Source organism: Streptococcus sanguinis (genome assembly GCF_026781265.1).
Lineage (GTDB): Bacteria > Bacillota > Bacilli > Lactobacillales > Streptococcaceae > Streptococcus > Streptococcus sanguinis_T.
The window spans coordinates 877,958-902,256 of the sequence record NZ_JAKUVC010000002.1; the positions used below are offsets into that span (position 1 = coordinate 877,958).

Below are 24,299 nucleotides of genomic sequence, written 5' to 3' on the forward strand. Positions count from 1 at the left end.
AAAGGAAGATTTTTCCGCGTTCTCCAAAAAAGCCTAACTAACTTTTTTAGGAATGCCAAGCTAAGCCTACAAGAAATATACTTGACAGGCCTTTCCCTTCAAAAATAACAATCGCAGAGGCAGATAACAGATGATAAACTTTTCGCAGGGTTGCTCATCTTTTATCTGTTTTTTTATTTTCCATCATTACAGAATGGCAGGACAGCAGGCCGCTGTCCTGCCATTCTAGTAAATCTGATAGTTGAATCTTCCGACAAACTAGCCTTGCCAGTCAGCCGGATAGGTGACATAGATAAAGCGGGCCTTATCTCTGACAGAGAACTGAATGTCGCTGCCTTTAGGGATAAAGAGTACTTCGCCAGGGCCAGCTGTCATGACTTCGTCACCAACGATAATATCAAGACGCCCTTCAATAACATAGTCCACTTCATCATAGTCCAGATGCCAAGGGAAAGTTGTCTTTTCCATAGTCATCAGACCTAAGCCCAATCTTGGACTCTCATCTAAGGTCAGCAAATCTCGTGTATAAACTTGATGGCTCGCATCACCTGTATCCAAGCGATCTTCTGGACGAACATCCAGACCAGGCAGGGCGATAGAAGCTACGCCTGCCTTGCTGACTTTCTTCCCACCATCTTTAGTGGCTAATTCTTCCAATAGAATCTTACGAACCAATGTTTCTAGGTCAGAACGATTAATATCTGCCATACTTCATACCTCCAAGTCTAAGCTTCCTTCTTCGTTAAGAAGAAAGCCAGTAATACCGCTGTGATACCGCCGACAAATTTACCAATCATCATCGGCACAATCATTTCCGGTTTTTGACCAGCTGTGAAGCCTAGGTGATCTCCGATAACAAAGGAAGCAGATACGGCAAAGGCTACGTTGATAATCTTACCGCGTTTGTCCATATCCTTCATCATCTGGAACATGGCAATGTTATTAGCCAGAGAAGCTACCAAACCAGCTGCACCAACTTCGTTCATTCCTAGGGATTTTCCGATAGCAGAAAGCGGTTTGTTGGCTACCTTGGTAAAGACAGCTACCAGACCAAAGGCTCCAGCCAAGGTTACAGCAATCGTTCCGACAACTTCAAAGGCTTCCTTCAGTGTTTCAGCACCTTTTGGATAGATGCTGATGAGCCATTCATTTCCAGTCAGAAGCTGCGCTGCACCAAAAGCCAAACCAAGCGTTGCCAAGATAACAATAATCTGACCAAACACTTCAAAACCTTTAATCATGGCATTAGGTGCCAAAAGCAATCCTACGAAAATCAGAGCAGATACAATGATAATCGGAATAAGATTGACAATCAAGGTTCCAAAAGGCAGACCTGGTACGAAAAGTCCTCCGAGGAGACAGCCAATCGGAACAGTTACCAAACCGTATAGGATTCCGCGAGCCAAAAGCGGACGGTCATCTTTTTCGATAATACCCAAGGCAACTGGAATCGTAAAGACAATGGTTGGCCCCATCATAGAGCCCAGTACAAAGGCAGCAAAATTTCCTACCGCTGGATCCTGAGCCAGACTGAGAGCAAGAGGAGCTCCTCCCATATCATTGGCAATGAAGGTTGTCGCAAAGATAGACGGGTCAGCACCCACCAAGCCATACAAAGGCACGACAATCGGTTTCAAGACATCCGCCAAGAGGGGAGCGATTACCATAATCCCAGCCATAGACAGAGCCAAAGCTCCCATAGCCATGATTCCTTCTTCAAATTTTTCACTTAGTCCTAGTTTGCCACCGATACATTTATCTACTGCACCGATCAGCATGAATAGCACCATGATATAAATGATAATTTCATTGATACTCATAACATTACCTTAGTTTCTAATATTCTTCATCACTGTGATAGTCAACCTTGTCAATGATAGCCACAACGACCATATCCACAGGGATATTCGTCTTATTTAGGCTCATCCGGGCAGAACTGCCAGTGGTTACCATTACTTGGTCTCCTTCGCCTGCACCGATGCAGTCGGCCACAATAAGCAGAGCTGGGTCACTTTGATGTTCATTTAGCTGCCGTTCGACCACTAAAAATTTCAAACCATTTAAATTTTCGTCTTTTCTAGTCGCCCAAAGGCTTCCTTTTACTTTACCAACAAACATCTCTACCCACTCCTTTATTCTATGATTTCTATTTTTTGACGTTTTAGATAATCTCTCGCCAAGGCTGTCACAATCATTCCTTTTTCTATTTTAAAGCTTCCATTTTCAGGTAAGCCCATTTCTCTCAGCTTTTTCTCTGTCAGCAAAACCGTCTTGCTCGGAGCCTTAGCCTTTTGGCTGACTTCTTCTGTCACCGCCCGCTTTTCAGCCGGACGAGGCTCTTCAGCATGATTGCTTTCTAGGAGTGCTAAGAGTTGGCCTTCTTTATAAAATTGCAGACCGTAGCGGATCAGCTTTTCGCGCTGTCCCTGCAGTTCCTGATACAAGTGCACTTTAGAAGATTGCTTGTACTGCTGAATAGCAAAGGCGCTGTCTGACACTAGAACTTTTTTGCCTTTCAAAAGACTCTTTAAAATGACTGCTTCCTCTGCCTCTATAGGACAAAGAGATGAGAGTCTCAGAAAAGCATCAAAGTCAAGTGCCTCGACAACAATAATCTCTGCTGCCCAAGAATCTCTTACGACTTGAAAGCCTGCTCCTTCTAATAAATCAGGAATCTTATCGCCTCCAATGACGTATACTGAGGGTTTCTGAGGCTTTTGCTTCAACTTTTCCATCAGGCGGTCTGTAATCAAATCTACTAAACGATCTAGATTTTCCATTCTTTACCTACCTTTTATTTGCTCATAGGACTTATTTTTTAATAATCCGTCCGCGAGTTCCTTTTTTGAACCCACAAGCATTGGCTTCATCGTAGTCAATATGCATATAGGTTGCAAATTTAGGACTAACACGGATGACTACATCATCAAATATCAGCGGACGAGCTCCTTCTACTCTGACTTGTACAATCTCGTGATTTTTTACATTCAGACGTTCGGCATCTTCCGGTGTCATATGAACATGACGCTTAGCTACAATCAGGCCCTTATCCAGACAAACTGCCTTGTCTCCATGAGCCAAGATGACACCAGGTGTTCCTTCGATATCGCCACTTTCGCGAATGGGAGCCTTGGTGCCCAGCTGCAAACAGTCTGTCAAAGAAACTTCTACCTGAGACTGTTTGCGAACAGGTCCCAGAATAACCACATTGTGAAAAGCGCCTTTTGGACCGACAACTGTCAGCCTTTCTTGACTAGCGAACTGGCCTGGTTGTGATAGGTCTTTTGCTTTTGTTAATTGATAGTTGGGACCAAACAAGGCTTCCAAATCTTTCTGACTCAAATGGACATGACGTCCGCTCGCTTCTACCTCAAATGACCCCTGCAATTCTTCCTGAACTTTATCAATTACTTTATTTACCAAATTTTCTAAAGTCATTGCTGTTCTTCTTTCTCTTGTTATTAGCCTGCTATCAACCAGAGCAAGACTTCAATTGATTTTAATAATTGAGAAACCTTACAAGCAAATTGATCTCTGTCACCATCAGCAGCCTGCTCCAATTCTTTGCGCAGGAGGGTCGTTTCGATATACGTTTCATAGCAATTCAGCTGCCAAGCCGGCTCTTTATAACTCATCATGACCGTTTCTTGATCTAGCTGTCGACTGACCCGAATGGCCTGCAATTCTGCATTGCTAGGCAGGTCTGTCTGGTAATCAGAAATATCATCCAGAATATGCTGGCCGACGATTTGTTCTACTATATTCAATAGTTGGCCAACTTGCTCACACTTTTCATCCTGAAAAGCCTGATGCAATTCTCTCTGGTTCTTCAAAAAGCAAGTATAAAGTTTAGTCAGTCTAAATAGTCGTGGATACACAGCAGAGTCCTCAAGGTTTGTAATCGGCACCCTGATAGCATCAGCAGCTGAGTCTGTTTTCCCTTTGGTCTGACCTGAAGAAATGATTCGAATATGGTGATCATTGAGAAACCCTCTGGCTGCTGGCGTCAGTTTTTCATCTTTGTTTAATTCAAAGACACCGTTATCAGCGAGAACGGATTCTCTATAAAGCCTTCTGATCTTAGCTTCTGTAAAAACTGACATGTATTCACATCCTTCTACTCCGTTGATACTCTGTGAAAATCAATCTGATACTCTTCGAAAATCAACATTTTCGTTTACGTATAGAGCTACTGCCCATAAGCTTCATTTTCACTGAGTATTCTATTTGCCTCAGGGGCCTGTATCAGGCCTAAGCTCTATAATACAGGCCCTTTCAGCAAATATTTATCTGTCCCAGATTATTTGGGCAGAATAACTTCCACTTCTGCGTGTGGACGTGGAATTACGTGAACTGAAATCAATTCACCAACATTTTCTGCTGCAGCTGCTCCTGCATCTGTCGCTGCTTTGACTGCGCCGACATCACCACGAACCAAGACTGTTACCAATCCAGCGCCGACTTGTTCTTTACCAATCAAAGTTACGTTAGCCGCTTTGACCATTGCATCAGCTGCTTCGATTGCGCCGACGAGTCCTTTTGTTTCTACCATTCCTAATGCATTTGCGATTGCCATGTTTCTTTCCTCCGATTATTTTCTTGTTTTTAATTTTATATGAAAGTCTGTAATCTTATTCTTGATGAGGCAAGATTACTTCCACTTCAGCATGTGGACGTGGAATTACGTGAACTGAAATCAATTCACCAACGTTTTCTGCTGCAGCTGCTCCTGCATCTGTCGCTGCTTTAACTGCGCCGACATCACCACGAACCAAGACTGTTACCAATCCAGCGCCGACTTGTTCTTTACCAATCAAAGTTACGTTAGCTGCTTTGACCATTGCATCAGCTGCTTCGATTGCGCCGACAAGTCCTCTTGTTTCTACCATTCCTAATGCATTTGTGATTGCCATGATTGTATCCTCCAATTATAATGTTTAATATTGACTATTTTAGTTTTTCCAATACGCGTTGAACCAATAAGGTTACCAGTTCTTCTTCGTTTGATCCGTCAACTGCTACTGCTTTCGGTTCTTCCACTGCCATATTTTCTGCTTTTCGCAGGTCTGACAATTCAGCTGTTCCGTAAGCTACACGACGGATATTGAAGAGATTGAGCGGGCTGACATTATCAGATGTCGCGCTGCCACCTACTGCTCCACAACCCAAAGTAAAGGCTGGGAAGAGGCCAGTCGTTGCACCGACACCACCCAGAGCTGCTGGCGTATTGATCAGCAGACGAGATACTGGTTTTTTCAGTGCAAATTCACGAATAATTTCTTCGTTTTGACTGTGAATAGCAAGAGTGTGGCCTGCACCTTCGTGATGCAAAATCTTAATGCTCAGCTCACAAGCTTCCAACCAGTCCTTGACAGTGTAGAAGCCTAAGACTGGAGCCAGTTTTTCCATAGAATATGGATACTGCTTGCCGACACCTGTTTCTTCTGCAATCAAGACCCGAGCATCTGCTGGAACTGAAATACCAGCTAACTCAGCAATCACTTGCGGTGTTTTACCAACCATCTTCGGATTCATTGCGCCACTCGGCTGGATAATGAAGGCACCCAGTTTCTTAGCATCTTCTGCTGGAACAAAGTAAGCACCTTGTTTCTTGAACTCTGCTACAATCTTTTCCTTCATATCTTCTTCGACGATGATAGACTGCTCAGATGCACAAATCACACCATTGTCAAAGGTTTTAGAATCCAAAATCTGACGAACTGCTTTTGGCACATCTGCTGTTCTTTCGATGAAGGCTGGACCATTACCAGGACCTACACCGATTGCTGGTGTACCAGATGAGTAAGCTGCTTTGACCATGGCATTTCCGCCAGTCGCCAAAATGAGATTTGTATCCTTGTGTCGCATCAACTCATTTGTAGCTGCGATGGATACCCGATGAATCGCACTGATAGCTCCATCCGGACAGCCAGCTGATTTAGCAGCTTTCTTGATGATTTCCACTGTTTCCTCAATACTCTTAAGAGCATTTGGGTGAGGAGAGAAGACGATACTGTTTCCTGCCTTCAAAGCGATCAAAGCCTTATACATAACTGTTGATGTCGGGTTGGTTGATGGAATCAAGCCAGCGATGACGCCGACTGGAACTCCAACTTCCAAGACTTTCTTTTCCTTGTCTTCGCGGAGAACCCCAACAGTTTTCATATCCTTGATTTCTTCAAGAATACCTTTGGAAGCAAGAGCATTTTTCAGTACCTTGTCTTCCCAGCGGCCAAAGCCAGTTTCCTGAGCCGCCATTTTAGCTAGGCGTTCACGCTCATCATAACAAGCTTTCGCTACTACTTTTACAATGGTATCAATTTGCTCTTGGCTCATTTTAGCAAGTTCTTGTTGGGCTTTCTTTGCATCCCGAATCAAATTCCTTACTTCCTGAATCGATACCAAATCTTTATCTTCTAAAAACATCCGCAATTACTCCTCTCCTATTGTTTCCATCAAAGTCTCAACGAGAAGTTTCTTGTTGGCAAATTTTATTTCTTTCTTGCTGAGACGGATACCTTCTTGATGATAGGCAAGGCTGCGTAGTTCGACGACTTTTAGTTTTTCCAGTTTTTCTCTGGTGTAGGTCCTTGTCTCTCCTTCAAGCTTCTCTGCTGGTTTAGCCTTAGTTTCCTTTACAGGCTGAGGCTTTTCTTCGATTTTTTCTGAAGGGATTGTTTCCGCCGTAGAAGCAATCTCTTTTTTAGCTGTTTTACTATTTCTCTTTGGTGCAAAGAGAATGTCTGTCTGGTTATCCAACCTAGAAATTACATGGCTGGCCAGATAGTAAGGTTTATCCTGTACCAACTCAACTGCCGCATCAACCGCTGAGCGGACTGCACTGACATCGCCTATTAATTGAACTGTATTCAAACCAGCTTTGACCGTTTCAATATTAAGCAATGATACATTGGCAGCCTTCAAAGCCGCATCTGCCGCAACTACAGCACCTAGATAACCTTTTACTTCAATTAAACCTAGTGCTCTATCTGCCATTTAATCAACCCCTAATCAATAACTTTTAGGATCATTTGCTACTGCGATAACTGCATTCGCAAATGCATCGCAGGCAGCTCGGCAGGCTGACTGTGATCCGACCAGAAGTCCGCCGGCAAAGTTGGTTTCACTTGGTGGTCCGTAAAAGGCACCAACTTGCACATCTGCCGCTTTCAAAGCCGCATCCAGTGCCACCATAGCTTCACCCGGTGGAGCAATCAAGTAAGCAATCGCTGTTCCTTCTTCTGCATTAGCACCCTCTGACAGGTAAGAACCTGCACGAGAGATACAATGTGCAAAATAAGGAATGCTGTCATCATCATTGGCACTGTAGAAGCTAGCCCCATTTTCGATTTCATAGACTGCTACATCCAGACCGCTGCGAACTTCTTCTGGGTTTGGACCAGCCAAGATACCGATGACTTCACCAGCCAGCTTAGTTGAAGCGTTGCCTGCACCAGCATACATACTGCGAGCATAGACTACTTCAACATCTGCTGCCTTGGTTGCTTCATCCAAGGCTACATAAGTGACATCATCACAGTCAGAAGTGATAATGCCCAGGCTTCTGTGATGTGGTTTCAGCTCCAAAGAAGCTGCCAAACCTGCATCCACGTTTGAAATCAGAAGGGCACTTAATACATTTGCACCTAATCGATCATTTTTCAAAGCCACTACCTCCTATTATTTCAAATCAATTCCTGATTTCTTATTATCAAGAATCTTCTTAATGATTTCTGCTACATAGGCTCCAGCTTCAACGGCTGGTGTTCCGCCTTTATGAATATTGGAAACAACGGTCCGTTTCGCTTCCGGCATACCAACTGTTGGCTTGTAGGCCAAGTAAGCACTCATGGACTCAGCTGTTACCAGACCTGGACGCTCACCGACCAGCATACAGATAACTTCTGCTCCAGTCAATTCTGCGATTTGGTCCATAGCTGCAACCCGAGCATGCTTGATAAAGAGTACTTCACCAAAGTCCAGTCCGAACATTTTCAGACCTTGCTTCAGAGCTGGCAGAAAGTCTTTGACGTTAGCCTCAATAGCTGATGAGCTAAGACCATCGCCAACGATAATCTGAACCTTGGCATTAGGTTTGCATTTTTCTTTGATAATCGCCTGCTGATCTTCAGGGAAGACTCGGCCAAAATCTGGACGTGTCAAGTACTCATCTTTAGTAGTCGCCTTAGTTTGTACAGGAATGAAGCCCATTTCCTTAACAAATTCATCTGAGACATAAGAGAAGACCGCATCCTGAGCTGCCGCATGGTCTGCACGGAAACGCAGAACAGTTTGTGTCTTGTAGCGATCACCTGCTCGCCACAAGCCCAGACGTGCCGGAGTAAATTTCTTAATCTTCCGGTAGGCTTCTTCATTGATGGCATTCGGAATCAAGAACTGTTCCTGGATATCTACTTCTGTTATATCTGGAATGACGCCATCTTCAATCACTGAAGTATCTTGTTTGACTTCTTCCTGCAGAGAAACTGCAGATTTTTCAGCTTTATTCTGGTCAGTCGCTGCTGTTTCTTTAGCAGCTGAGTCGCCGCCCATCTCATTTAACAATGAGCGAATCATTTCTTTTAATTGCAATTCATCCACAATGATTTCCTCCTTGCTAATTTGATCTCATAAAGATGGAGCCGTCTCCGCCGATTTCTGTCAGGTGACCATCTTCCATCAAGCCCATCTTTTCCATCCACTCTTCAAATTCCTTAATCGGACGTTTGTTGAGAAGTGAACGCATGGTTGCAGTTTCATGGTAACCAGTTGTTTGATAGTTAAGCATGATATCGTCACCATGAGGAATCGCCATGATGTAGTTAACGTTAGCTGCTCCGAGAAGAACCAAGAGATTTTCAGCATCGTTTTGGTCAGCCTTCATATGGTTGGTGTAACAGATATCACAACCCATTGAGATACCAGTCAGTTTGCCCATGAAGTGGTCTTCCAAACCAGCACGGATAACCTGCTTAGAATCGTAGAGATACTCAGGTCCGATAAATCCAACAACGGTATTTACCAAGAATGGATCGAAGCGTTTAGCGAAACCATAACAACGAGCTTCCATAGTCACTTGGTCTGCTCCATGGTGAGCGTCAGATGAAAGTTCAGAACCTTGACCTGTTTCAAAGTACATGACATTTGGTCCAGCAGCTGTTCCCACTTTCAGAGCTGTATCCCAAGCTTCTTGAATGATTTTAGCATCAAAACCAAAGGCTTCATTTCCTTTTTCAGATCCAGCGATAGACTGGAAGACCAATCCTGTCGGAGCACCTTGATTCATAGCTTCAATCTGAGTGGTAACGTGAGCTAGCACACAGTGCTGAGTTGGAATCTTGTACTCTTCGATGAAGTCGTTAAACTTATGCAAGACCCGTTTAACACTTTCTACTGAGTCATCAACTGGGTTCAGCCCTAAGAGAGCATCCCCACATCCATAAGCAAAACCTTCCATAGTAGAAGCCATGATACCGTCTGGATCGTCTGTGGTATGGTTTGGCTGGAGACGAGAAGAGAATGTTCCCGGCATACCGATGGTTGTATTGGCATGTTTGGTAATGATAATCTTATTGGCAGCAACAATCAAGTCTAAGTTAGTCATCAACTTAGCAACCGCTGCTACCATTTCAGAAGTCAACCCACGAGACAGCCATTGAATATCTACGTTCTGAGTCTTGTTGTCCAAGATCCATTCACGCAGCTCTTCTACTGTCCAGTTCTTGATCTTTTCGTAAGTACGAAGATTGACGTCGTCAATGATAATCCGTGTTACCTCATCTTCTTCATAAGGCACTACTGGATTATTGAACAAATCAGACAGTTTTAGCTGAGCTAGTACAACCTTAGCAGCGACACGCTCTTCGGCAGATTCTGCTGCTACTCCGGCTAGCTGATCCCCGGATTTGTACTCATTGGCTTTGGCCAGCACTTCTTTTACGGATTTAAATTCGTAAAGCCGACCAAACAATTTTGTTTTCAAAATCATGGATTACTTCCTCCTTTGTGTAAATAAAAGTTTAATTAAACACCAATGTTTTCACGACAATCGGTAAGACCGAGCCTTCAATGACTGGATTGCCAATATCGATATAGTCGCCATTTTGAACATCCACTGAGTCAATGCAGACAAATGGATAATCCTTAGGTAACTGAGCAAAGAGACATTGACCTAAAACCTTGGCCATATCTTCTCTGACCACCACTAGCAGCGGAATTTTCTTTTCAATACTTTCGCTCATTCCACTGACAATAGCCTCTGCGTATTCCAAAACCCGGGCGAAGCTTGGGCTTTTTTCTCCATTGATTGCCAAAGCCACCTGCTGGACTTCATTTTCCAGTGTGAACCAGGCCACCTTGTCCCTGATAATCTGCTGCAGCCCCTCCTTATCCTCATGCTCATCAGAAGCAGCCAGTTTGAGAACTGGAATGTTCTTAATAGGGAGGATATCGGAGATGTAGGTAATGGTACTGCCGCTGACATCGGTCGTATGACTGCCGGCTCCAACAACGGTTGCCCGGATGGTCTCAGCTGACTGGATGACTTTCTTTTGATCAAAAATCTTGGATTTTCTCAACGCCCTGCCAAGCAGGATACCGATATCCCCATAGCGGAAATCATCCGCCGAGGTCGTTTCCAAGTATATTCCATCAGCTACACCACCAGAGAAAGATACGCAGTGGAGATCATAGTTCAACTTGAGACCGTGGTTGGTCTGTAGGAGATCATAGTAAGGACTGTGATTGTCAATTCCTACAGACTGTTCTAATACGGAGACCATTTCTTGAATCAGCCGATCCAAATCAGCCCGATGGACCATTTCACCAACTGCCAGCTGAAGCCCCTGCTCTGCAATAATAGTCTGCAGTTTTGGAGCAATATAGCTAATCCGCTGGGTCTGCGGATCCATCTTTATCAGCCGACCTCCGATATCAAAACACCCTGTATCAATCACATCTCCTTCTCGGAAGACTGCCAGATTGGAAGTCCCACCACCAATATCAATATTGACAACTGATGTATGATGCTCTTGAGAATACTGATGGCTGCAGGCCCCTTTACCAGCGATGATACTCTCAAGGTCTGGCCCAGCCGTCGCAACGACAAAGTCACCAGCGTAGCCACTCAGTGCTTGGAGCACCTGACTGGCATTTTCCTTGCGAGCCGTCTCACCAGTAATGATGACTGCTCCCATCTGAATATCTTTTTTCTGAATGCCTGCTTTCGCATACTCATTCAGAACAAAGCTTTTGATCTTATCCACCTCGATCAAAAGTTGATCCGAAATTGGTGTGAAGATAATTTCACTTTTATAAAGAACTTTTTTATCTGTAATATAGACACGAGGAATAGTAAACACAGAAGCAATATTCTCGATGGTAAGCTCTGACAAGATCAGCTGTGTAGTGGCTGTTCCGATATCGAGCCCCACACTCAAAATTTTATCTGACATACTAAAAACCTCCAAAAAAAGACGCTCAAAGCAATGCAAACAAACAGAGTTCATTTACATTCTTCAAGCGTCATTGCTTTTTTCGACTGACATCATTGTTAGTCTGGTAGTATTTATTTTTTAAAACGAATGGTTGTTGTCGTCCCCTCATGGTCTGAGTGGATAGACAAAGTTCCAAACAATTTTCCTTGGACAAAGCGCTCCACCAAGAGTAGGCCCAGATGATTCTCAAAGGAATGCTCTTGATTGTAACCGCTACCATTATCCAGTACTTTTAAAGTTATTATATCATTTTCAAGTCCAACCTGCAAACGGATTTGCGGTTTTTCTTGATTTTTTTTATCCTTAAAAGCATGCTCATAGCTGTTCTGCAGTAATTCATTGACGATTAGCGCCAGTGAAGTAGCCCGGCTGCTGTCGAGACAGAGTTCCGGTTCCAAGCTGTAGGTCAGGGCTATTTCCCTATGCCCGAAAAAACAGCGCTGAACATTTTCGATCACTTTTTTCAGCAGATGCTCAATCTGAATGCTGTCATCCTGCTGAGAAGACAGGAGCTCGTGAGTCGCCGCTATGGAGAGCACACGGTTCATACTGTCATTAAGAGCTTTTTTGGTGTCTGTTCCTGGACTTTGCTGAGCCTGTAGTCGCAGCAAGGAAACAACGGTTTGCAAGTGATTCTTTACCCGATGGTTCATTTCACGAATGGTAGTTGTATGGGTTAAGAGCTGTGCTTCCTTTTCCTTGATGTCTGTAATATCCTTACAGATCATGACCACATTTTCACTCTCAGCCAGCAGGTAGCGCTTGACCAAAAAGCAATAAGTGCCATAATGTACCTCAACTTGGTGAGGTTTTTCTTGAGGGGCTTGCGGTCCCAGTTGCTGGATTTCTTCAAAAGACAGACTGTCTAAGACCAGATTGCTATAGTGCATTCCTTCAATCGAGTCCATATAGCCCAGCTTATGGCGATAAGAATCAGCGGCTGCTTGATTGAAATACTTGAGATAGCCCTGCCGGTCAAAGACCAGACAAGCTTCATCTATATGATCAAATAAAACAAACTGCTCTTGGGCTGAAATCTCAGGAGTGCTCCGTAACTCAAAACCGTCGTTCTCTTTATCTAAAGAAAAGTGGTCCGGTAAAGTCTGAGGAGCATTTCTTTCGATAATCAGCGTTCCAATGACGCGCTCTTCTCTCACTATCGGAAAGACCGTCTGATGGATGGCTAAGCCCTCCTGCGATCTGGCCGAAAGTCCTATCGAAGGAGCGCCCGTCTCCAAGGTCCGGATAACACCTGGCTCATTTTCCAGATAGGCCATAGCACCTACAACCGAGTTTTCGTACAAGCTGAGCTTGCTTTCCGGTTTTTTGTGAAAGATGACAATGGCATGTTCCGAAAAGATGTTCTTTACATCAATGAAGACATCTTCATTGGCATAAGCTGAGTTTTTCAATAATTCGTCAGCCTGTTGGACAAGATGCTCGATATCAGCCTCATCCAAATTTGTCTGTTCCTGACAAAGCTGCTTTATCTTATCTTTATACATCATTACACATCATCTTGGAGCACCAGCAATTTAGCAATCTCAATCATCGGCACTCTCTTTTGCATACTAATTGTCCGAATGCGCTTGAAAGCTTCTGGCTCTGACAAATGATCACGAGCCATCAGTAAGCCTTTGGCCTTTTCAATCACAATCCGATCGTCTATCTTTTTCGACAGCTTGACCATTTCATTGGACATCTGCTGAAGCTGGCGACCCTTCTCAATGCAGACCTCTACCATAGGAATCAAGGACTTGGCATCCAAAGGTTTAACCAAGTAAGCACTAATCCCATTGGTTTTAGCTTTTTGAACATAGTGTTCATCACTGTAGGCTGACAGTAGAATCACACTGTAGGCTAAAGCATCTTCGAGTATTTTCTTACCCGCTGTCAGGCCATCCAAAAGCGGAAGCTTGATGTCCATCATGACCAAGTCACAACGATATTTCTGACACAAATCAATAGCCTCAAAGCCATCGGATGCCTCAGCCACCACTTCATAATCAGCTACTTCTAATATATTTCGGATATCTAATCTTACAATTGGATCATCATCAACAATTAGTATTCTGCCCTTCATACTTCCCCTCGACAGTTTGATTTTTTATGTCCGCGTTACGACAGTACTGGAGAACCCCAAAATCTCTTCCAGACCTTGTAAAACGGCAATGAGAGCTGCCTCAACAGAAGAAACGTCACCTGTCATCACAACAGAGCCGCTGAAACGATCCACAAAACCAACTTGAACATCCGCAGCTTTGGTCGCAATATCAACCGCAATGATGGCCGCTTCACTCGGAGTGATCGTCAAGATTCCAATCGCATCCTTGATTTCTGCCTGCAATCCTAATTTTTCAAAAATGACTTCATCAGGATTGGCGATAAGGTGCGCCAAGGTCACTTGTTTCCCAGGAACGTATTCCTGTATCATTCTTTGTTTTTCTTCCAATTTAGTAAACCTTCTTCATGATTTTAAACGTTCAGAAGTGTACTGCATGCTCCTAATCATTATACAATAATTTTGGCATAACAGCAATTCAGAGGATTAAAACGCTTTCTCTAATACTTTAAGCAGTTCTTCTGCCGTAGGGACACGAGGGTTAGTCGGAGTACAGCCATCATGCAGGGCAGCTTCTGAAATTTCTACCTTGTACTGAGCAAAGACATCTGCTTTCACACCGTATTCTCTGAGAGAAGTTGGCATCTCCAGTTTTCTTTGCAGCTTCTTGATGGCTTCAACCAGCTGTCTTACTCCTGACACAGGGCTTGAAGCACTGCATCCCAGTAGTTTGGCAATATCCTGATAGCGGCTGGCTACAGCCTTGTCCACTGCCTGCCGGCTTCTATTATTGAGATCGATACCAGCATTATACTGAATGACATGGGGCATTAAAATACTGTTTAAACGACCATGAGGTACATGGAACTTAGCTCCTGCCGCATGAGCCAGACTGTGGTTAATACCTAAGTAAGCAGTATTAAAGGCCATACCTGCCAGAGTGGATGCTGCGTGCATCTTTTCACGCGCTTCTACATCCTGACCATTTTTGTAGGCTTTAGGCAGATATTCAAAGACCAGCTTAATTGCCTTTTCAGCCAAGGCATCGGAGAAGTCAGTCGCCTCAGTGGATACATAGGCTTCAATAGCATGTGTCAGCACATCCATTCCTGTATCTGCTGTGATGTTGCTAGGAAGAGACATAACCAAATCCGCATCCAAGATAGCAACATCTGGCAGAATTTCACTGGTCACCAAAGGATACTTGGTGCCTTTGTCTGCATCTGTGATAACAGAAAAGTCGGTCACTTCAGATCCAGTTCCGCTTGTCGTCGGAATGGCAATGAGAATGGCCTCTGAGAAGGCACCCTGCTTCTTGGCAAAATAATACATAGCCTTGGAAGCATCAATGGCAGAGCCTCCGCCAATAGAAAGCACAATGCTGATTGGCTTGTCTCCTGCACTCTTGATACCAGCCACAACCGTTTCGATTGGCGGATCAGGCACAATATCTGTGAAAACAACAATATCATTGCTGTCATCAAAGTTGGCTAAAATAGCATCCAGCGTGCCAGATGTCTTCAAAAAAGGATCAGCAACGACTAAAATATGCTCGTTTTTATAATGGCTTAATTGCTGCAGAGCGCCCTTGCCCACATGCAATTCAGTCTTATAGGAAATCTTATACATCTTTTCTCCTTTCTGTTGTATCTGTTTTTAAACAAAAAGAAGCTATATGAAAATAAGACTGTTCCCCTACACACGTCACAGCATTTTCATATAGCTTCATTGCTTATTTATCTTCAGTACCCCTTTGTACTATATTGAATTATAACACAAAAGCGCTTTCATGGCAATGAAAAAGTCATTAATATAAGAAGTTTTTAGTGCCGCTTCTCCTTGCAAAGCCAAGCTTATTTGAAGGATTAAATTTTTATTAAAATTTAGTTCATTTTCCTTGTAATTCCCTGTGAAAGGTGTTACAATCTAGTTACTAGGAAATTGATTTTAGTACTTTTAAGGATATGGAAGTCTGGTGCAAATCCAGCGCGGTCCCGCCACTGTGATAAGCTTTTCAGCTTTAAGTCAGGTCTTTATTCTTAAATTTTAGTAGATTTCATGCCTCGATGTAAGGTAGTGATGTCAGTTTGGAACAAACATTTTAGCTTAGTTTCCATTATTGACTCTACGTTTAAGTACGTTAATTTTCTAAAGATGAGGTTTCTCTTGTCTTTCTGCAAAGGAGCAGAGTCAATAATTGGAAAGCTAGTGCTAATCAACGAAGCTTAGCATGAAGATACGATGATGTATAGGCGGCTTTCTTTTTTAGAATATCAAAATAAGTTCTGTCCTTCCAAGACTTGGTAAAGTCAATTTGGAAAGACAGAACTTTTTCTGTTTCTTTTTGTCACTGGCGTTTGCTTGCCCAACGCTCAACATCCGCCTTGGTGATATTGTGGAAGACCTTGGCACCTCTTTCATAGGCGATGTCTTCCTGGTTTTTAGTAAAGTTGATTACTCGAGCCAAGGCAAAGAAGTAATCTGATAGACGGTTGACAAAAATCAGGACATTATTGTTAATTTCTGTAGTCCACATAGCCCCTACGATATGACGCTCTGCCCGTCTTGCAATGGTCCGAGCCACATGAATCATGGAAGCAATCTCGTCACCGCCTGGCAGGATAAACCTTTCCAGAGCCGGTGGAATTTCTGCGTAGGTATCAATCCTCTCCTCAATCCAGTCAATCAGCTGCTGATCGACTTTGTAAGGGTAAACTCCCTGAGGAGTAGAGAGGTCTGAACCACAGTCAAAGAGATAATGCTGCAGCTGGAGCAGCTCATATCTCAGCTTATCATCCTTGTCTAGCTTGGTAATGGTATAACCAATCCAAGAGTTTAGCTCATCAATGGTTCCGTAAGCATTAACTCGTTCCGCATCCTTGGCAACACTTTGACCGCCAACTAGCTTGGTCAAGCCCTTGTCACCTGTTTTTGTATAGAGTTGCATATTTTTCCTCCTTTAAGTCACATTTTTGCGAATATCAACATAATCTTCTTCTTTCAAGCTGCCTTCAGCAAAGGTTGGCATGTGCTCCATGGTATAAACAGCATTTTCCAGCAGAAAGAAAGCAAAAGGACAGCCTGAGCCTTCACCTAGTCGCATGTCCAGCAAAAGCATAGGCTCCAGTCCTAGAAAGTCACTGACCATTCTGTAAGCAGGCTCCGTCGAAGCATGGGAAGCAAAGCTATAGTCCAAGACATGAGGAGTCAGCTGATGGGCAATCAGAAGCCCCGTTAGAGAGATAAGACCGTCCACTACACAAGGCAGCTGATAGCGGGCGCAGGCAAGATGAGTGCCTGCCATAGCCAGCATATCTAGCCCACCCAGCTTAGCGGTCAGATCCAGAATATCTCCATAAGGAGCGTGACGATCCAGACACTGCTGGATAACGGCTCTTTTATGAGCCTTCATATCCTGAGTCAGACCAGCTCCGTAGCCTGTGACGTCCTCTGCTTTGAGACCGAGAACTGCCGCTATGACAGCAGCAGAGGTGGTGGTGTTGCCAATCCCCATTTCTCCTGTTCCAAAGAGACGATATCCGTCTTTGATCAAGGTCTCTGTCCTCTTATAGCCGACTAGAATTGCCGCTATAGCCTGCTCGCGAGTCATGGCTGGCTCCTCGAGCATATTACGAGTCCCGTGACAAACCTTGTCCTCATTTTCCTTAAAGATATCCTTCTTGCAGCCAATGTCTACTAGGCAGATGTCTGAACCGGCATGTTTGGAAATAGCACACAAGCCTGACTTCTCCGCTAGAATATTGCGAGCAACAGTATAGGTCGTTTCCTGAGGATTGGCAGAAACGCCTTCAGCCACGATGCCATTATCTGCCACATAGACGAGGACAATCTTCTTCTCTAAATCAATGGGACCAGAAAACATGGCATGCAAGCGAGCATAGATAGTCTCAAGCTTTCCCAAGGAGCCCGGGGGTTTCCCTAATTGATCACAATAGCGCTGGCCTTCTTGAAGCTTATCTTTGTCTATCGGAAGAATCTGCTCAATAATTTTTTCTAAATCTTTCAAACTAGTCTGTCTCCTCCCTGACCGGCTGCACCCCTTCAAAAATAATCCTGCTCAAGGTCCGAGTCTGATAATAAGCCCCGCTGGCTGAGCGAGCTAGTTCAGCCTCTAGCTTAGGCAAGACTTCTAGCTGTTCCCTGCTCAGCAACAGACCAACCAATGTGCCACTATGGGCAACATTGAGGCCTAAACACTGGTGTTCTTTTACCAAATTCAGTAATTCTTTCAGATAGGGTTTGGGTAGCCGTTGGTTGTTCAACAAAGCACTATAGCTCGCTAAATGGCCAAGTTTTTCCAAACTCTTTTCCTGACAAGCCTCCTGAAAGAGAGGAAGCAATCGCTTAGACTCCTCAGCCGGATAGCTAGGACTGTCCTTCATCCGAACCAAGTCAAGAGTTGTCACCATCTCCACAGGCTCCAAGATATAAACATAGAGCTCCGGTCGCCAGTCTGTCTGCCAGACCACTTGACCAGTCAGGGGATTAATGACCGTCCAGTCCGCAAAAGCCACAGAGTCAGTAGGCTCAATCTTGGCACAAAGATGAGTCAAATCTGATGCCTTTAGAGGCTGATTTTGTCCCAGAGCAGCTGCCTGCAGGCAGCTAATCATATCAGCTGTGCTGCTAGAATAGCCCTTGCTGATAGGCAGGTCAGACTCTTGCACAAAAGAGAAAGCATTGGACTCAGGCAGGAGCTCCAAAGCTCGCCGTACCTTTTCACCTTGGGCTTGCCTTGCGAGAGACGAAGCCCCGTCCAATCTCACTCGACTGCGCTTCTCAATCCCATAGGAGAGCAGGACCTCCTGCTCTCCTACTAAACCTTGAAATAACTCACCGCAGGAACCTGGACAAGACACGATTCCCTTAGTCATAAGGGGCCTCTTTCGCCAAGACCTCTGTCAGACAAGCCAGAAGCTGTTCATTCTCCTGATGGCTGCGGATGGCTATGCGGTAATGCCGGTCTGTCAGATCATGATAATTTTGACAGGAACGGATAAAAATCTTTCTCCGCCTAAGCTCCTGACGCAGGTCCTGCTGCCCCAAATACTCAAAGAAGATATAGTTGACACTAGGCTTGACCGGCCGAATCTGTGAAAATGCAGTCAGTCCTTGAAAAAGGAAATCTCTTTCTACTCGAAGCCACTGCTTGGTAGCTTGCTGATAGGCCTGATCCTCCAAAAGGACAGGCAGGGCGTGATCCGCCATAGCATTGACCGACCAAGGAGCGCGACTCCCCTCTATCTCATCAAAGCAAGTCGGATGACAGCTGAGAGCATAGCCTAATCTCAGACCAGGAATGGCATAAAACTTAGTCAAAGACCGCACCACTACTGCATTTGAATAGGTGGCCAGATGTGAAACGAAGCTATAGTCCTCCTCATCGTCCAGAAAGTCCATAAAAGCCTCATCCAGTATCAAAAAGATTTGCCGCTCCTGCAGGTCCTCAGCCAGCTTTTCTAACTCAGTACGCCGAATCAAGGTACCCGTCGGATTATTAGGATTGCAGATGAGTACAGCATCTCCTGCAGTCAGTAAATCCAAGGCTGGCAACATGTCAGCTAGATTCCACTCATAGGATGGAGAAGGTAGGCTAAAGCGCTCCACCTTGGCCTGTACTTGCGAAAAGGCTTTTTCATATTCCATGAAAGTAGGGCTCAGAGTCAGGACTGTCTTTGGACGCAGGAAGCGGGCCAGCTCGTAAAAGACCTCTACCGCACCATTTGCCAGCAGGACCTTGTCCTTTTCTAGGCCATGATGATGTGCCAAAAGCTCTCTGGAGTGGCTGTAGCTGATGTCTGGATAATGAACCAGCCAATCAATGGATTCGGTCAGACAAGCCCTCAGCTTTGGAGAAATCCCCAAAGGGTTGATATTGGCACTGAAATCCAGACAGTCTTCTAGAGAAAAACCAAATTCCTCAGCCAAAGCTGCCGCATTTCCTCCGTGCTCTACTTTCATAAATAGACATTCCTTCCTCGTTTCCTTGTTAGAATCTAGTATACCATATTCGGTTTCTCATCCCTAATCTGACTCCAGATAAGCCTGGAGACGGTCAATTCCTTCGTTTTCCGTCGCTGATATTTCAAAAATTTCCTTGGCTCCAGCCGCTTTCAGCTGCCGCCGTGCTTTTTCGATTTGTTCTTCCTTATCAGCCATATCAATCTTGGTGATAATGCCAATCACTTCTTTATTGAAGAGGGAAGAAAAGCCCTGAGGAAAGGTCTGCATCTGATTGGAAGCCGCCACCAAGAGACCAATCACATCAGCCTCCGTTGCAGTTACGTTCAGAGCATTATAATACTTACGATGCTGGAGAAATTCTCCGGGCGTATCAATGATGGCATCATAGAACTCAATAGCCTGAGTCTTAAAGTAGGTCAGCTCCAATCCTTTCAGTCGCTGAGTCAGAGTGGTCTTACCCACTCCGACTGGACCGACAAACATGATTTTTTTCATATCTTGCATCCATTCCTCTCTATGACAGGGAACTGCCTGCTATCTGCTGAGCTGGGCTTTCTTACTATCTAGTTTGATAGTTTCCCTGCCGTTGAGCAGTACACCTTTATTTTCATCGCGGCCTTGCAGATAGTAAAGGGCATCTTCCTGACCGTAAGTTTCAATTGCCTTAGTTTGCAAAAGACCGATTCCTTTGCTAGGATCTCTCAAAAGATTGAAGATGATACCCATTTGCAGTTTAGGGAAGTCCTTGAGCATAGCATAGTCACCATTACTGTCGCCGGCAATCAGGATTGGTTCTTGATTGTCATGATTGACAGCAATCAGCTTCTTGATGGTTTCTGTCTTGCCCTCTCACCTTGAGTCTGAGCATAGTTGGTATCGTATTCCGGCTGAATCACTCCCTGATCATCCTTTTTCAGGCGCATAGCAGTAACATTTTCTTTAGGAATATTGTAGCCATACTTAGAATTGCTAGCATAAGGGATAATCACATCGATATAAGACGCTGAGCAGATATAGACATCAATGCCGTTAGCCATCAGAGTCTTATAGAGATTTTGCATTTCCTTGACCGAGCGAACACCGCGCTTGAAGGTTACACTGACTTGTCCTGATTCACCTTTCAAGCCTTCCGGACTTTCCCAGGTTTCAGAAGTCAGCTTGTCCTCAAGAGCCTGGTCAATAGACTTTTCAGATAGGGCTTGAACTTCTTCAGAAGTCATACCTGCATAGAGGTAGGTCACCCATGGATAGCTGATGTCAGAACTGAAGGTGTCACCAATCGCTTCGTAAAGATAGCGGAGTTTAGCAGCAAAGTCTTGGTATTCATCAGTCTTTTTGACTTCTTCTAGAGACTTATCTCCTTGCATTCCCTTATAGCTATTGTAAATAACCGTGTAGTCAGAAAGCAAGTCGGCGGCAATTTTGTCAATGTTCACTGGTTCACCATCTTTGTTATGGAAATCCTCAACAAAATCGTCGCTCGGTATATTGGTCCGCACTGCTTGATCAAATTCTTCCGGCGTCATCTTAAAGGCCAGATTTTCAATTTGATAGGTAAAGGTTGCTTCGCCAATGTCGTTAATGACTGTCGTATTGTCCCAGTCAAAGACGGCATAAGGTTTTTTATTTTTATCATAGGTAGAGCTGGTGTTCCCATTTTCCTTGATGAGCTTAGTCAGGCGGGCATAAAGCTTGTCTTCCCAGACGCCCTTATCCAAAGTCTTAGCCTTGTCCTTATCCGTTGTCTCTGTCTTAGCCGAGGATGACTCCGTCGTCGTCTTATTATTCCCCGCTTGACAAGCTCCCAGAAGCAAAGCCAAACTACAAAGCAGCACAATTCCTTTTGTCCGCATAGAAACAATCCTCCATAAAAAATAATAGTGCGCAAAAAAATGGCATAGAAAACCCCTTTGATTCTGAAACACTCGCTTCATTGCGATCAAATCAGGCTTCCTTGCCATTTTCTATACTGTTATTATATTATAAACTATCTGGCAGACTTTGTCAATGAAGCGCTTTCAAATTTGTAAAAAAATAAAGGCAGAGAAAAATTATTTCTCTACCTTACTGATTAAAATGCATTTACTCTAATCTTCTCAACCAAGGTGTTAGAGGAAACTAAACGTATTCAAGACTAGACAGACAATCCCCCTTCAATTCTACCATTTTTCAGGCACTTGATTTCTCCAGCCTGTGAAAACTTGTGCATAGCCCAATAGATACAAGGGCGTCAATGCGATACTAAAGCCGACTAAAGCAATAATCATATAGATTCCTGACAGCATGAATAAGCGAGTAATGACTGCTACTCCTGCTGACAGGCAGCACAGGACGATAGCATGAATCTGCAAAATGTTGATCTTTTGTTTCTGTTCAAAATATCTCAATTTTGAAACGATTACCATCTGATAGAGCAAATTGATCAGCTGGTAAGACAAACTCAGTATGATAAAAATCATAAAAAATGCTAAGTAGTTCTCACCAAAAAAGATGGAGCCCCAAAAGAGTAATTCAAAATGAAGAAATAGGTAAGAGCTGGTCGGAATGAGCTGCAAGGCTTTGGTATCAAAAAACTTTTGGAACAATAAGAAGGCTAGCAACAAGATAGCAATGTGCCCAATCGTAAACTGCATGACCATCATGCTCCGATCATGCATCTCACCACGTAAGAAAATAGAAACGATAAATACCAGTGAGATAAAAAATAACTCAATTAAACCGGCCTTATAAAAATCTAAGTTTCTGATTGGATTACAATCCGTAACAAGAACATTCAAAAATTCATAATATCTCTTTTTCATTTTGTAAACTCCCATTTATTAAAAAAATTCCCTAAACTTTTCGGAACTTTCTATAAAAAAATTCCATATTTCATTATATCATACAGTATATAGGCTAAGGAAGTCTTATAAAACTATAGGTATAGTTCTATAGGATAGCTCCCTTTCTCAATCATTCGCCAAGTTGGCATTTTTCCGCTATAATAGAAACAATGAACATCAAAGAAGACATTATTAACTTAGCAAAAGAAATTGGGATTTCTAAGATTGGCTTTACGACAGCGGATGATTTCGACTATCTGGAGAAGTCGCTGCGCTTGGCTGTAGAAGAAGGGCGAAATTCAGGATTTGAGCATAAGAACATCGAGGAGCGAATCAAACCTAAGCTGAGTCTAGCCTCAGCCAAGACCATTATCTCTATCGCAGTCGCCTACCCCCACAAGCTCAAGCAGCAACCTCAGAAAACGGCCTACAAGCGGGGCAAATTCACCCCTAACAGCTGGGGACTAGACTACCACTATGTCCTGCAGGACAAGCTGGACCGGCTTGCTAAGGGAATCGAAGAGCTGACCGCTTACTTTGAATACAAGGGCATGGTGGACACGGGCGCCTTGATCGATACTGCTGTAGCCCAGAGAGCAGGAATCGGCTTTATCGGCAAGAACGGCTTGGTCATCTCCAAGGAATTTGGTTCTTATATGTTTTTGGGCGAACTCATCACCAATCTGGACATCGAGCCTGATCAGCCTGTCGACTACGGCTGCGGAGACTGCAATCGCTGCGTGACAGCCTGCCCTACTTCCTGCCTGATTGGCGATGGCAGCATGAATGCCAAGCGCTGTCTGTCCTTTCAGACTCAGGACAAGGGCGTCATGGATCTGGAATTTCGCAAGAAGATTAAGACTGTCATCTATGGCTGCGATATCTGCCAAATCTGCTGCCCTTACAATAAAGGTTTGGACAATCCTCTGGCGACAGAGATTGACCCCGACCTTTCTCATCCGGAGCTCCTACCTTTCTTGGAGCTTTCCAACGGTCAGTTTAAGGAGAAATTCGGCCATGTAGCTGGCAGCTGGCGGGGGAAAAACATCCTTCAGCGTAATGCCATTATCGCTCTGGCAAATGCCAATGATCGCTCTGCCATTCCCAAAATGCTGGAAATTATCGACAAGGGGCAAAACCCGATTCATATCGCTACGGCTATCTGGGCTCTGGGTCAGCTGGCGCGTGAGGTCCATCCGGAAATGATAGAACTGGTCATGAACGTCAAAAATCCAACTCCGCAAATCCAAGAAGAGCAAGGCCGTTTTCTAGAGAAATTTGGCCTAGAAGAAAAACTTGTGATAGAAAACTAAACCGCTGAGACCTAAATATCTCAGCGGTTTCTTTATTTTTCTTCTTGTTTGCGGATTTCTTTGATAATCGAGCCCATCTTGACTGACTCGTCGCTGAAATAGCGGTAAAGCCTTCCATCGCCGTCTCCCATGTAGCTGATAGGGGAAAAGCGATCGCTGCGAAAAGCGTCATTCTCATCAATCAAATCCTCATCTACCACGCGCCGAGTGACACGGGCGATGACATTGGTCAAGGCACCGCATTCGACCATATCCAGCACCTGACATTCAATGGATACAGGGCATTGGTCTACCAGCGGCGCATCAACGGTCTCGCCGATTGTGTAGCTGAGACCGGTTAAGGCAAACTTGTCCTTGCGGCTGTTGAAGCCAGCAATTTCAGACTCTTTGGTCAAATCCTTCTCAGGGACATTAACAGTGAATTGCTTGTGCTTGGTAATCTCTGTAATGGCATTCCCCTTGGTACGCATGGCAATAACCATCATACTGCCCAAGGAATAAACCGAGCTTGAGGTTGAAATATTATAGCCGTGCACATCGTCCTTATAGCCTAAAAAGAAGACTGGAAAGCCGAAGTAAAGTTTTCTCGTTTCAAAAGTACGTTTCATATATGTTCCTTTAT

General features: G+C 44.2%; 26 protein-coding genes, 1 pseudogene and 1 riboswitch. Of the genes and pseudogenes, 1 reads left to right on the plus strand and 26 read right to left on the minus strand.

Annotation, left to right across the window (positions count from 1 at the left end; all coding sequences use genetic code 11):
* Nucleotides 1-258 precede the first annotated feature (258 nt).
* The 25 genes and pseudogenes from MK370_RS04895 to MK370_RS05015 form a co-directional block, all read right to left on the minus strand.
* The gene (locus MK370_RS04895) at nucleotides 259-708 is read right to left on the minus strand and encodes a cupin domain-containing protein (RefSeq protein ID WP_002896350.1); all 450 of its coding nucleotides are present in this window, start codon (nucleotides 706-708) and stop codon (nucleotides 259-261) included.
* Between the two features lie 17 nt (nucleotides 709-725).
* Nucleotides 726-1,820 (minus strand): ethanolamine utilization protein EutH, encoded by a 1,095-nt coding sequence (locus MK370_RS04900; protein WP_125435096.1) that lies wholly within the window; start codon nucleotides 1,818-1,820, stop codon nucleotides 726-728.
* 16 nt (nucleotides 1,821-1,836) lie between these two features.
* Nucleotides 1,837-2,118 (minus strand): EutN/CcmL family microcompartment protein, encoded by a 282-nt coding sequence (locus MK370_RS04905; RefSeq protein WP_002896356.1) that lies wholly within the window; start codon nucleotides 2,116-2,118, stop codon nucleotides 1,837-1,839.
* A 14-nt stretch (nucleotides 2,119-2,132) separates the two neighbouring features.
* A complete protein-coding gene (locus MK370_RS04910) occupies nucleotides 2,133-2,780 on the minus strand; it encodes an ethanolamine utilization protein (protein ID WP_268684386.1) in 648 nt (215 codons plus the stop codon).
* A gap of 31 nt (nucleotides 2,781-2,811) precedes the next feature.
* Complete coding sequence (eutD, locus tag MK370_RS04915) at nucleotides 2,812-3,438, minus strand: ethanolamine utilization phosphate acetyltransferase EutD (protein ID WP_268684387.1); 627 nt, start codon at nucleotides 3,436-3,438, stop codon at nucleotides 2,812-2,814.
* A 23-nt stretch (nucleotides 3,439-3,461) separates the two neighbouring features.
* Nucleotides 3,462-4,103, minus strand: coding sequence for a hypothetical protein (locus tag MK370_RS04920; protein WP_268684388.1), 642 nt, complete (start codon nucleotides 4,101-4,103; stop codon nucleotides 3,462-3,464).
* 197 nt (nucleotides 4,104-4,300) lie between these two features.
* Nucleotides 4,301-4,576: a propanediol utilization microcompartment protein PduA gene (gene pduA / locus MK370_RS04925; protein ID WP_268684389.1), complete on the minus strand. Its 276-nt coding sequence runs from the start codon at nucleotides 4,574-4,576 to the stop codon at nucleotides 4,301-4,303.
* Between the two features lie 55 nt (nucleotides 4,577-4,631).
* The gene (locus MK370_RS04930; protein ID WP_268684390.1) at nucleotides 4,632-4,913 is read right to left on the minus strand and encodes a BMC domain-containing protein; all 282 of its coding nucleotides are present in this window, start codon (nucleotides 4,911-4,913) and stop codon (nucleotides 4,632-4,634) included.
* 34 nt (nucleotides 4,914-4,947) lie between these two features.
* Complete coding sequence (locus MK370_RS04935; protein WP_268684391.1) at nucleotides 4,948-6,426, minus strand: acetaldehyde dehydrogenase (acetylating); 1,479 nt, start codon at nucleotides 6,424-6,426, stop codon at nucleotides 4,948-4,950.
* 6 nt (nucleotides 6,427-6,432) lie between these two features.
* Nucleotides 6,433-6,996, minus strand: coding sequence for a BMC domain-containing protein (locus MK370_RS04940; protein WP_072073503.1), 564 nt, complete (start codon nucleotides 6,994-6,996; stop codon nucleotides 6,433-6,435).
* A 15-nt stretch (nucleotides 6,997-7,011) separates the two neighbouring features.
* Nucleotides 7,012-7,665: an ethanolamine utilization microcompartment protein EutL gene (eutL, locus tag MK370_RS04945; RefSeq protein ID WP_009659835.1), complete on the minus strand. Its 654-nt coding sequence runs from the start codon at nucleotides 7,663-7,665 to the stop codon at nucleotides 7,012-7,014.
* Between the two features lie 15 nt (nucleotides 7,666-7,680).
* The gene (eutC, locus tag MK370_RS04950; RefSeq protein WP_268684392.1) at nucleotides 7,681-8,601 is read right to left on the minus strand and encodes an ethanolamine ammonia-lyase subunit EutC; all 921 of its coding nucleotides are present in this window, start codon (nucleotides 8,599-8,601) and stop codon (nucleotides 7,681-7,683) included.
* A gap of 16 nt (nucleotides 8,602-8,617) precedes the next feature.
* Nucleotides 8,618-9,988: an ethanolamine ammonia-lyase subunit EutB gene (locus MK370_RS04955; protein WP_268684393.1), complete on the minus strand. Its 1,371-nt coding sequence runs from the start codon at nucleotides 9,986-9,988 to the stop codon at nucleotides 8,618-8,620.
* 31 nt (nucleotides 9,989-10,019) lie between these two features.
* Complete coding sequence (gene eutA / locus MK370_RS04960; RefSeq protein ID WP_268684394.1) at nucleotides 10,020-11,453, minus strand: ethanolamine ammonia-lyase reactivating factor EutA; 1,434 nt, start codon at nucleotides 11,451-11,453, stop codon at nucleotides 10,020-10,022.
* Between the two features lie 113 nt (nucleotides 11,454-11,566).
* Entirely contained in the window at nucleotides 11,567-13,003 is a 1,437-nt protein-coding gene (locus MK370_RS04965) for a sensor histidine kinase (protein ID WP_268684395.1), read from the minus strand.
* On the minus strand, nucleotides 13,003-13,578 hold the full coding sequence (locus tag MK370_RS04970; protein ID WP_268684396.1) for an ANTAR domain-containing response regulator: 576 nt from the start codon (nucleotides 13,576-13,578) through the stop codon (nucleotides 13,003-13,005). The genes MK370_RS04965 and MK370_RS04970 overlap by 1 nt, the downstream gene beginning before the upstream one ends.
* A gap of 24 nt (nucleotides 13,579-13,602) precedes the next feature.
* A complete protein-coding gene (locus MK370_RS04975; RefSeq protein ID WP_002898216.1) occupies nucleotides 13,603-13,947 on the minus strand; it encodes a BMC domain-containing protein in 345 nt (114 codons plus the stop codon).
* 96 nt (nucleotides 13,948-14,043) lie between these two features.
* Complete coding sequence (locus MK370_RS04980; protein WP_268684397.1) at nucleotides 14,044-15,186, minus strand: 1-propanol dehydrogenase PduQ; 1,143 nt, start codon at nucleotides 15,184-15,186, stop codon at nucleotides 14,044-14,046.
* Nucleotides 15,187-15,496: 310 nt separating this feature from the next.
* A riboswitch (adenosylcobalamin (AdoCbl) riboswitch) is annotated at nucleotides 15,497-15,645 on the plus strand.
* A 259-nt stretch (nucleotides 15,646-15,904) separates the two neighbouring features.
* Nucleotides 15,905-16,504, minus strand: a complete 600-nt coding sequence (locus MK370_RS04985; protein WP_268684398.1) for a cob(I)yrinic acid a,c-diamide adenosyltransferase — start codon at nucleotides 16,502-16,504, stop codon at nucleotides 15,905-15,907.
* Between the two features lie 12 nt (nucleotides 16,505-16,516).
* Nucleotides 16,517-17,584, minus strand: coding sequence for a nicotinate-nucleotide--dimethylbenzimidazole phosphoribosyltransferase (gene cobT / locus MK370_RS04990; RefSeq protein ID WP_268684399.1), 1,068 nt, complete (start codon nucleotides 17,582-17,584; stop codon nucleotides 16,517-16,519).
* A 1-nt stretch (nucleotide 17,585) separates the two neighbouring features.
* Nucleotides 17,586-18,452, minus strand: coding sequence for a kinase (locus MK370_RS04995; RefSeq protein WP_268684400.1), 867 nt, complete (start codon nucleotides 18,450-18,452; stop codon nucleotides 17,586-17,588).
* Nucleotides 18,445-19,539: a threonine-phosphate decarboxylase CobD gene (gene cobD / locus MK370_RS05000; RefSeq protein ID WP_268684401.1), complete on the minus strand. Its 1,095-nt coding sequence runs from the start codon at nucleotides 19,537-19,539 to the stop codon at nucleotides 18,445-18,447. Before cobD ends, MK370_RS04995 begins: the two co-directional genes overlap by 8 nt.
* 63 nt (nucleotides 19,540-19,602) lie before the next feature.
* On the minus strand, nucleotides 19,603-20,037 hold the full coding sequence (locus MK370_RS05005) for a EutP/PduV family microcompartment system protein (RefSeq protein WP_268684468.1): 435 nt from the start codon (nucleotides 20,035-20,037) through the stop codon (nucleotides 19,603-19,605).
* A gap of 39 nt (nucleotides 20,038-20,076) precedes the next feature.
* Nucleotides 20,077-21,395, minus strand: a pseudogene (locus MK370_RS05010) (haloacid dehalogenase-like hydrolase).
* Between the two features lie 306 nt (nucleotides 21,396-21,701).
* On the minus strand, nucleotides 21,702-22,358 hold the full coding sequence (locus tag MK370_RS05015) for a lantibiotic ABC transporter permease (RefSeq protein WP_268684402.1): 657 nt from the start codon (nucleotides 22,356-22,358) through the stop codon (nucleotides 21,702-21,704).
* Nucleotides 22,359-22,534: 176 nt separating this feature from the next.
* On the opposite strand from MK370_RS05015, the gene queG reads away from it, so the two are divergent.
* Nucleotides 22,535-23,677 (plus strand): tRNA epoxyqueuosine(34) reductase QueG, encoded by a 1,143-nt coding sequence (gene queG, locus MK370_RS05020; protein WP_268684403.1) that lies wholly within the window; start codon nucleotides 22,535-22,537, stop codon nucleotides 23,675-23,677.
* A 32-nt stretch (nucleotides 23,678-23,709) separates the two neighbouring features.
* Here the strand turns inward: queG and MK370_RS05025 are convergent, their stop codons facing one another.
* Complete coding sequence (locus MK370_RS05025) at nucleotides 23,710-24,285, minus strand: flavin reductase family protein (protein ID WP_268684404.1); 576 nt, start codon at nucleotides 24,283-24,285, stop codon at nucleotides 23,710-23,712.
* Nucleotides 24,286-24,299 lie beyond the last annotated feature (14 nt).

Coding starts and splice junctions, on each gene's coding strand:
- MK370_RS05025 (WP_268684404.1), bottom strand. CDS start 24,285: ATGAAACGTACTTTTGAAACGAGAAAACTTTACTTCGGCTTTCCAGTC.
- MK370_RS04900 (WP_125435096.1), bottom strand. CDS start 1,820: ATGAGTATCAATGAAATTATCATTTATATCATGGTGCTATTCATGCTG.
- MK370_RS04940 (WP_072073503.1), bottom strand. CDS start 6,996: ATGGCAGATAGAGCACTAGGTTTAATTGAAGTAAAAGGTTATCTAGGT.
- MK370_RS04895 (WP_002896350.1), bottom strand. CDS start 708: ATGGCAGATATTAATCGTTCTGACCTAGAAACATTGGTTCGTAAGATT.
- MK370_RS04970 (WP_268684396.1), bottom strand. CDS start 13,578: ATGAAGGGCAGAATACTAATTGTTGATGATGATCCAATTGTAAGATTA.
- MK370_RS04930 (WP_268684390.1), bottom strand. CDS start 4,913: ATGGCAATCACAAATGCATTAGGAATGGTAGAAACAAGAGGACTTGTC.
- MK370_RS04985 (WP_268684398.1), bottom strand. CDS start 16,504: ATGCAACTCTATACAAAAACAGGTGACAAGGGCTTGACCAAGCTAGTT.
- eutD (WP_268684387.1), bottom strand. CDS start 3,438: ATGACTTTAGAAAATTTGGTAAATAAAGTAATTGATAAAGTTCAGGAA.
- MK370_RS04955 (WP_268684393.1), bottom strand. CDS start 9,988: ATGATTTTGAAAACAAAATTGTTTGGTCGGCTTTACGAATTTAAATCC.
- eutA (WP_268684394.1), bottom strand. CDS start 11,453: ATGTCAGATAAAATTTTGAGTGTGGGGCTCGATATCGGAACAGCCACT.
- MK370_RS04965 (WP_268684395.1), bottom strand. CDS start 13,003: ATGATGTATAAAGATAAGATAAAGCAGCTTTGTCAGGAACAGACAAAT.
- pduA (WP_268684389.1), bottom strand. CDS start 4,576: ATGGCAATCGCAAATGCATTAGGAATGGTAGAAACAAAAGGACTCGTC.
- MK370_RS05015 (WP_268684402.1), bottom strand. CDS start 22,358: ATGGGAGTTTACAAAATGAAAAAGAGATATTATGAATTTTTGAATGTT.
- cobD (WP_268684401.1), bottom strand. CDS start 19,539: ATGAAAGTAGAGCACGGAGGAAATGCGGCAGCTTTGGCTGAGGAATTT.
- MK370_RS04935 (WP_268684391.1), bottom strand. CDS start 6,426: ATGTTTTTAGAAGATAAAGATTTGGTATCGATTCAGGAAGTAAGGAAT.
- MK370_RS04980 (WP_268684397.1), bottom strand. CDS start 15,186: ATGTATAAGATTTCCTATAAGACTGAATTGCATGTGGGCAAGGGCGCT.
- MK370_RS04910 (WP_268684386.1), bottom strand. CDS start 2,780: ATGGAAAATCTAGATCGTTTAGTAGATTTGATTACAGACCGCCTGATG.
- queG (WP_268684403.1), top strand. CDS start 22,535: ATGAACATCAAAGAAGACATTATTAACTTAGCAAAAGAAATTGGGATT.
- MK370_RS04905 (WP_002896356.1), bottom strand. CDS start 2,118: ATGTTTGTTGGTAAAGTAAAAGGAAGCCTTTGGGCGACTAGAAAAGAC.
- MK370_RS05005 (WP_268684468.1), bottom strand. CDS start 20,037: ATGAAAAAAATCATGTTTGTCGGTCCAGTCGGAGTGGGTAAGACCACT.
- MK370_RS04920 (WP_268684388.1), bottom strand. CDS start 4,103: ATGTCAGTTTTTACAGAAGCTAAGATCAGAAGGCTTTATAGAGAATCC.
- MK370_RS04995 (WP_268684400.1), bottom strand. CDS start 18,452: ATGACTAAGGGAATCGTGTCTTGTCCAGGTTCCTGCGGTGAGTTATTT.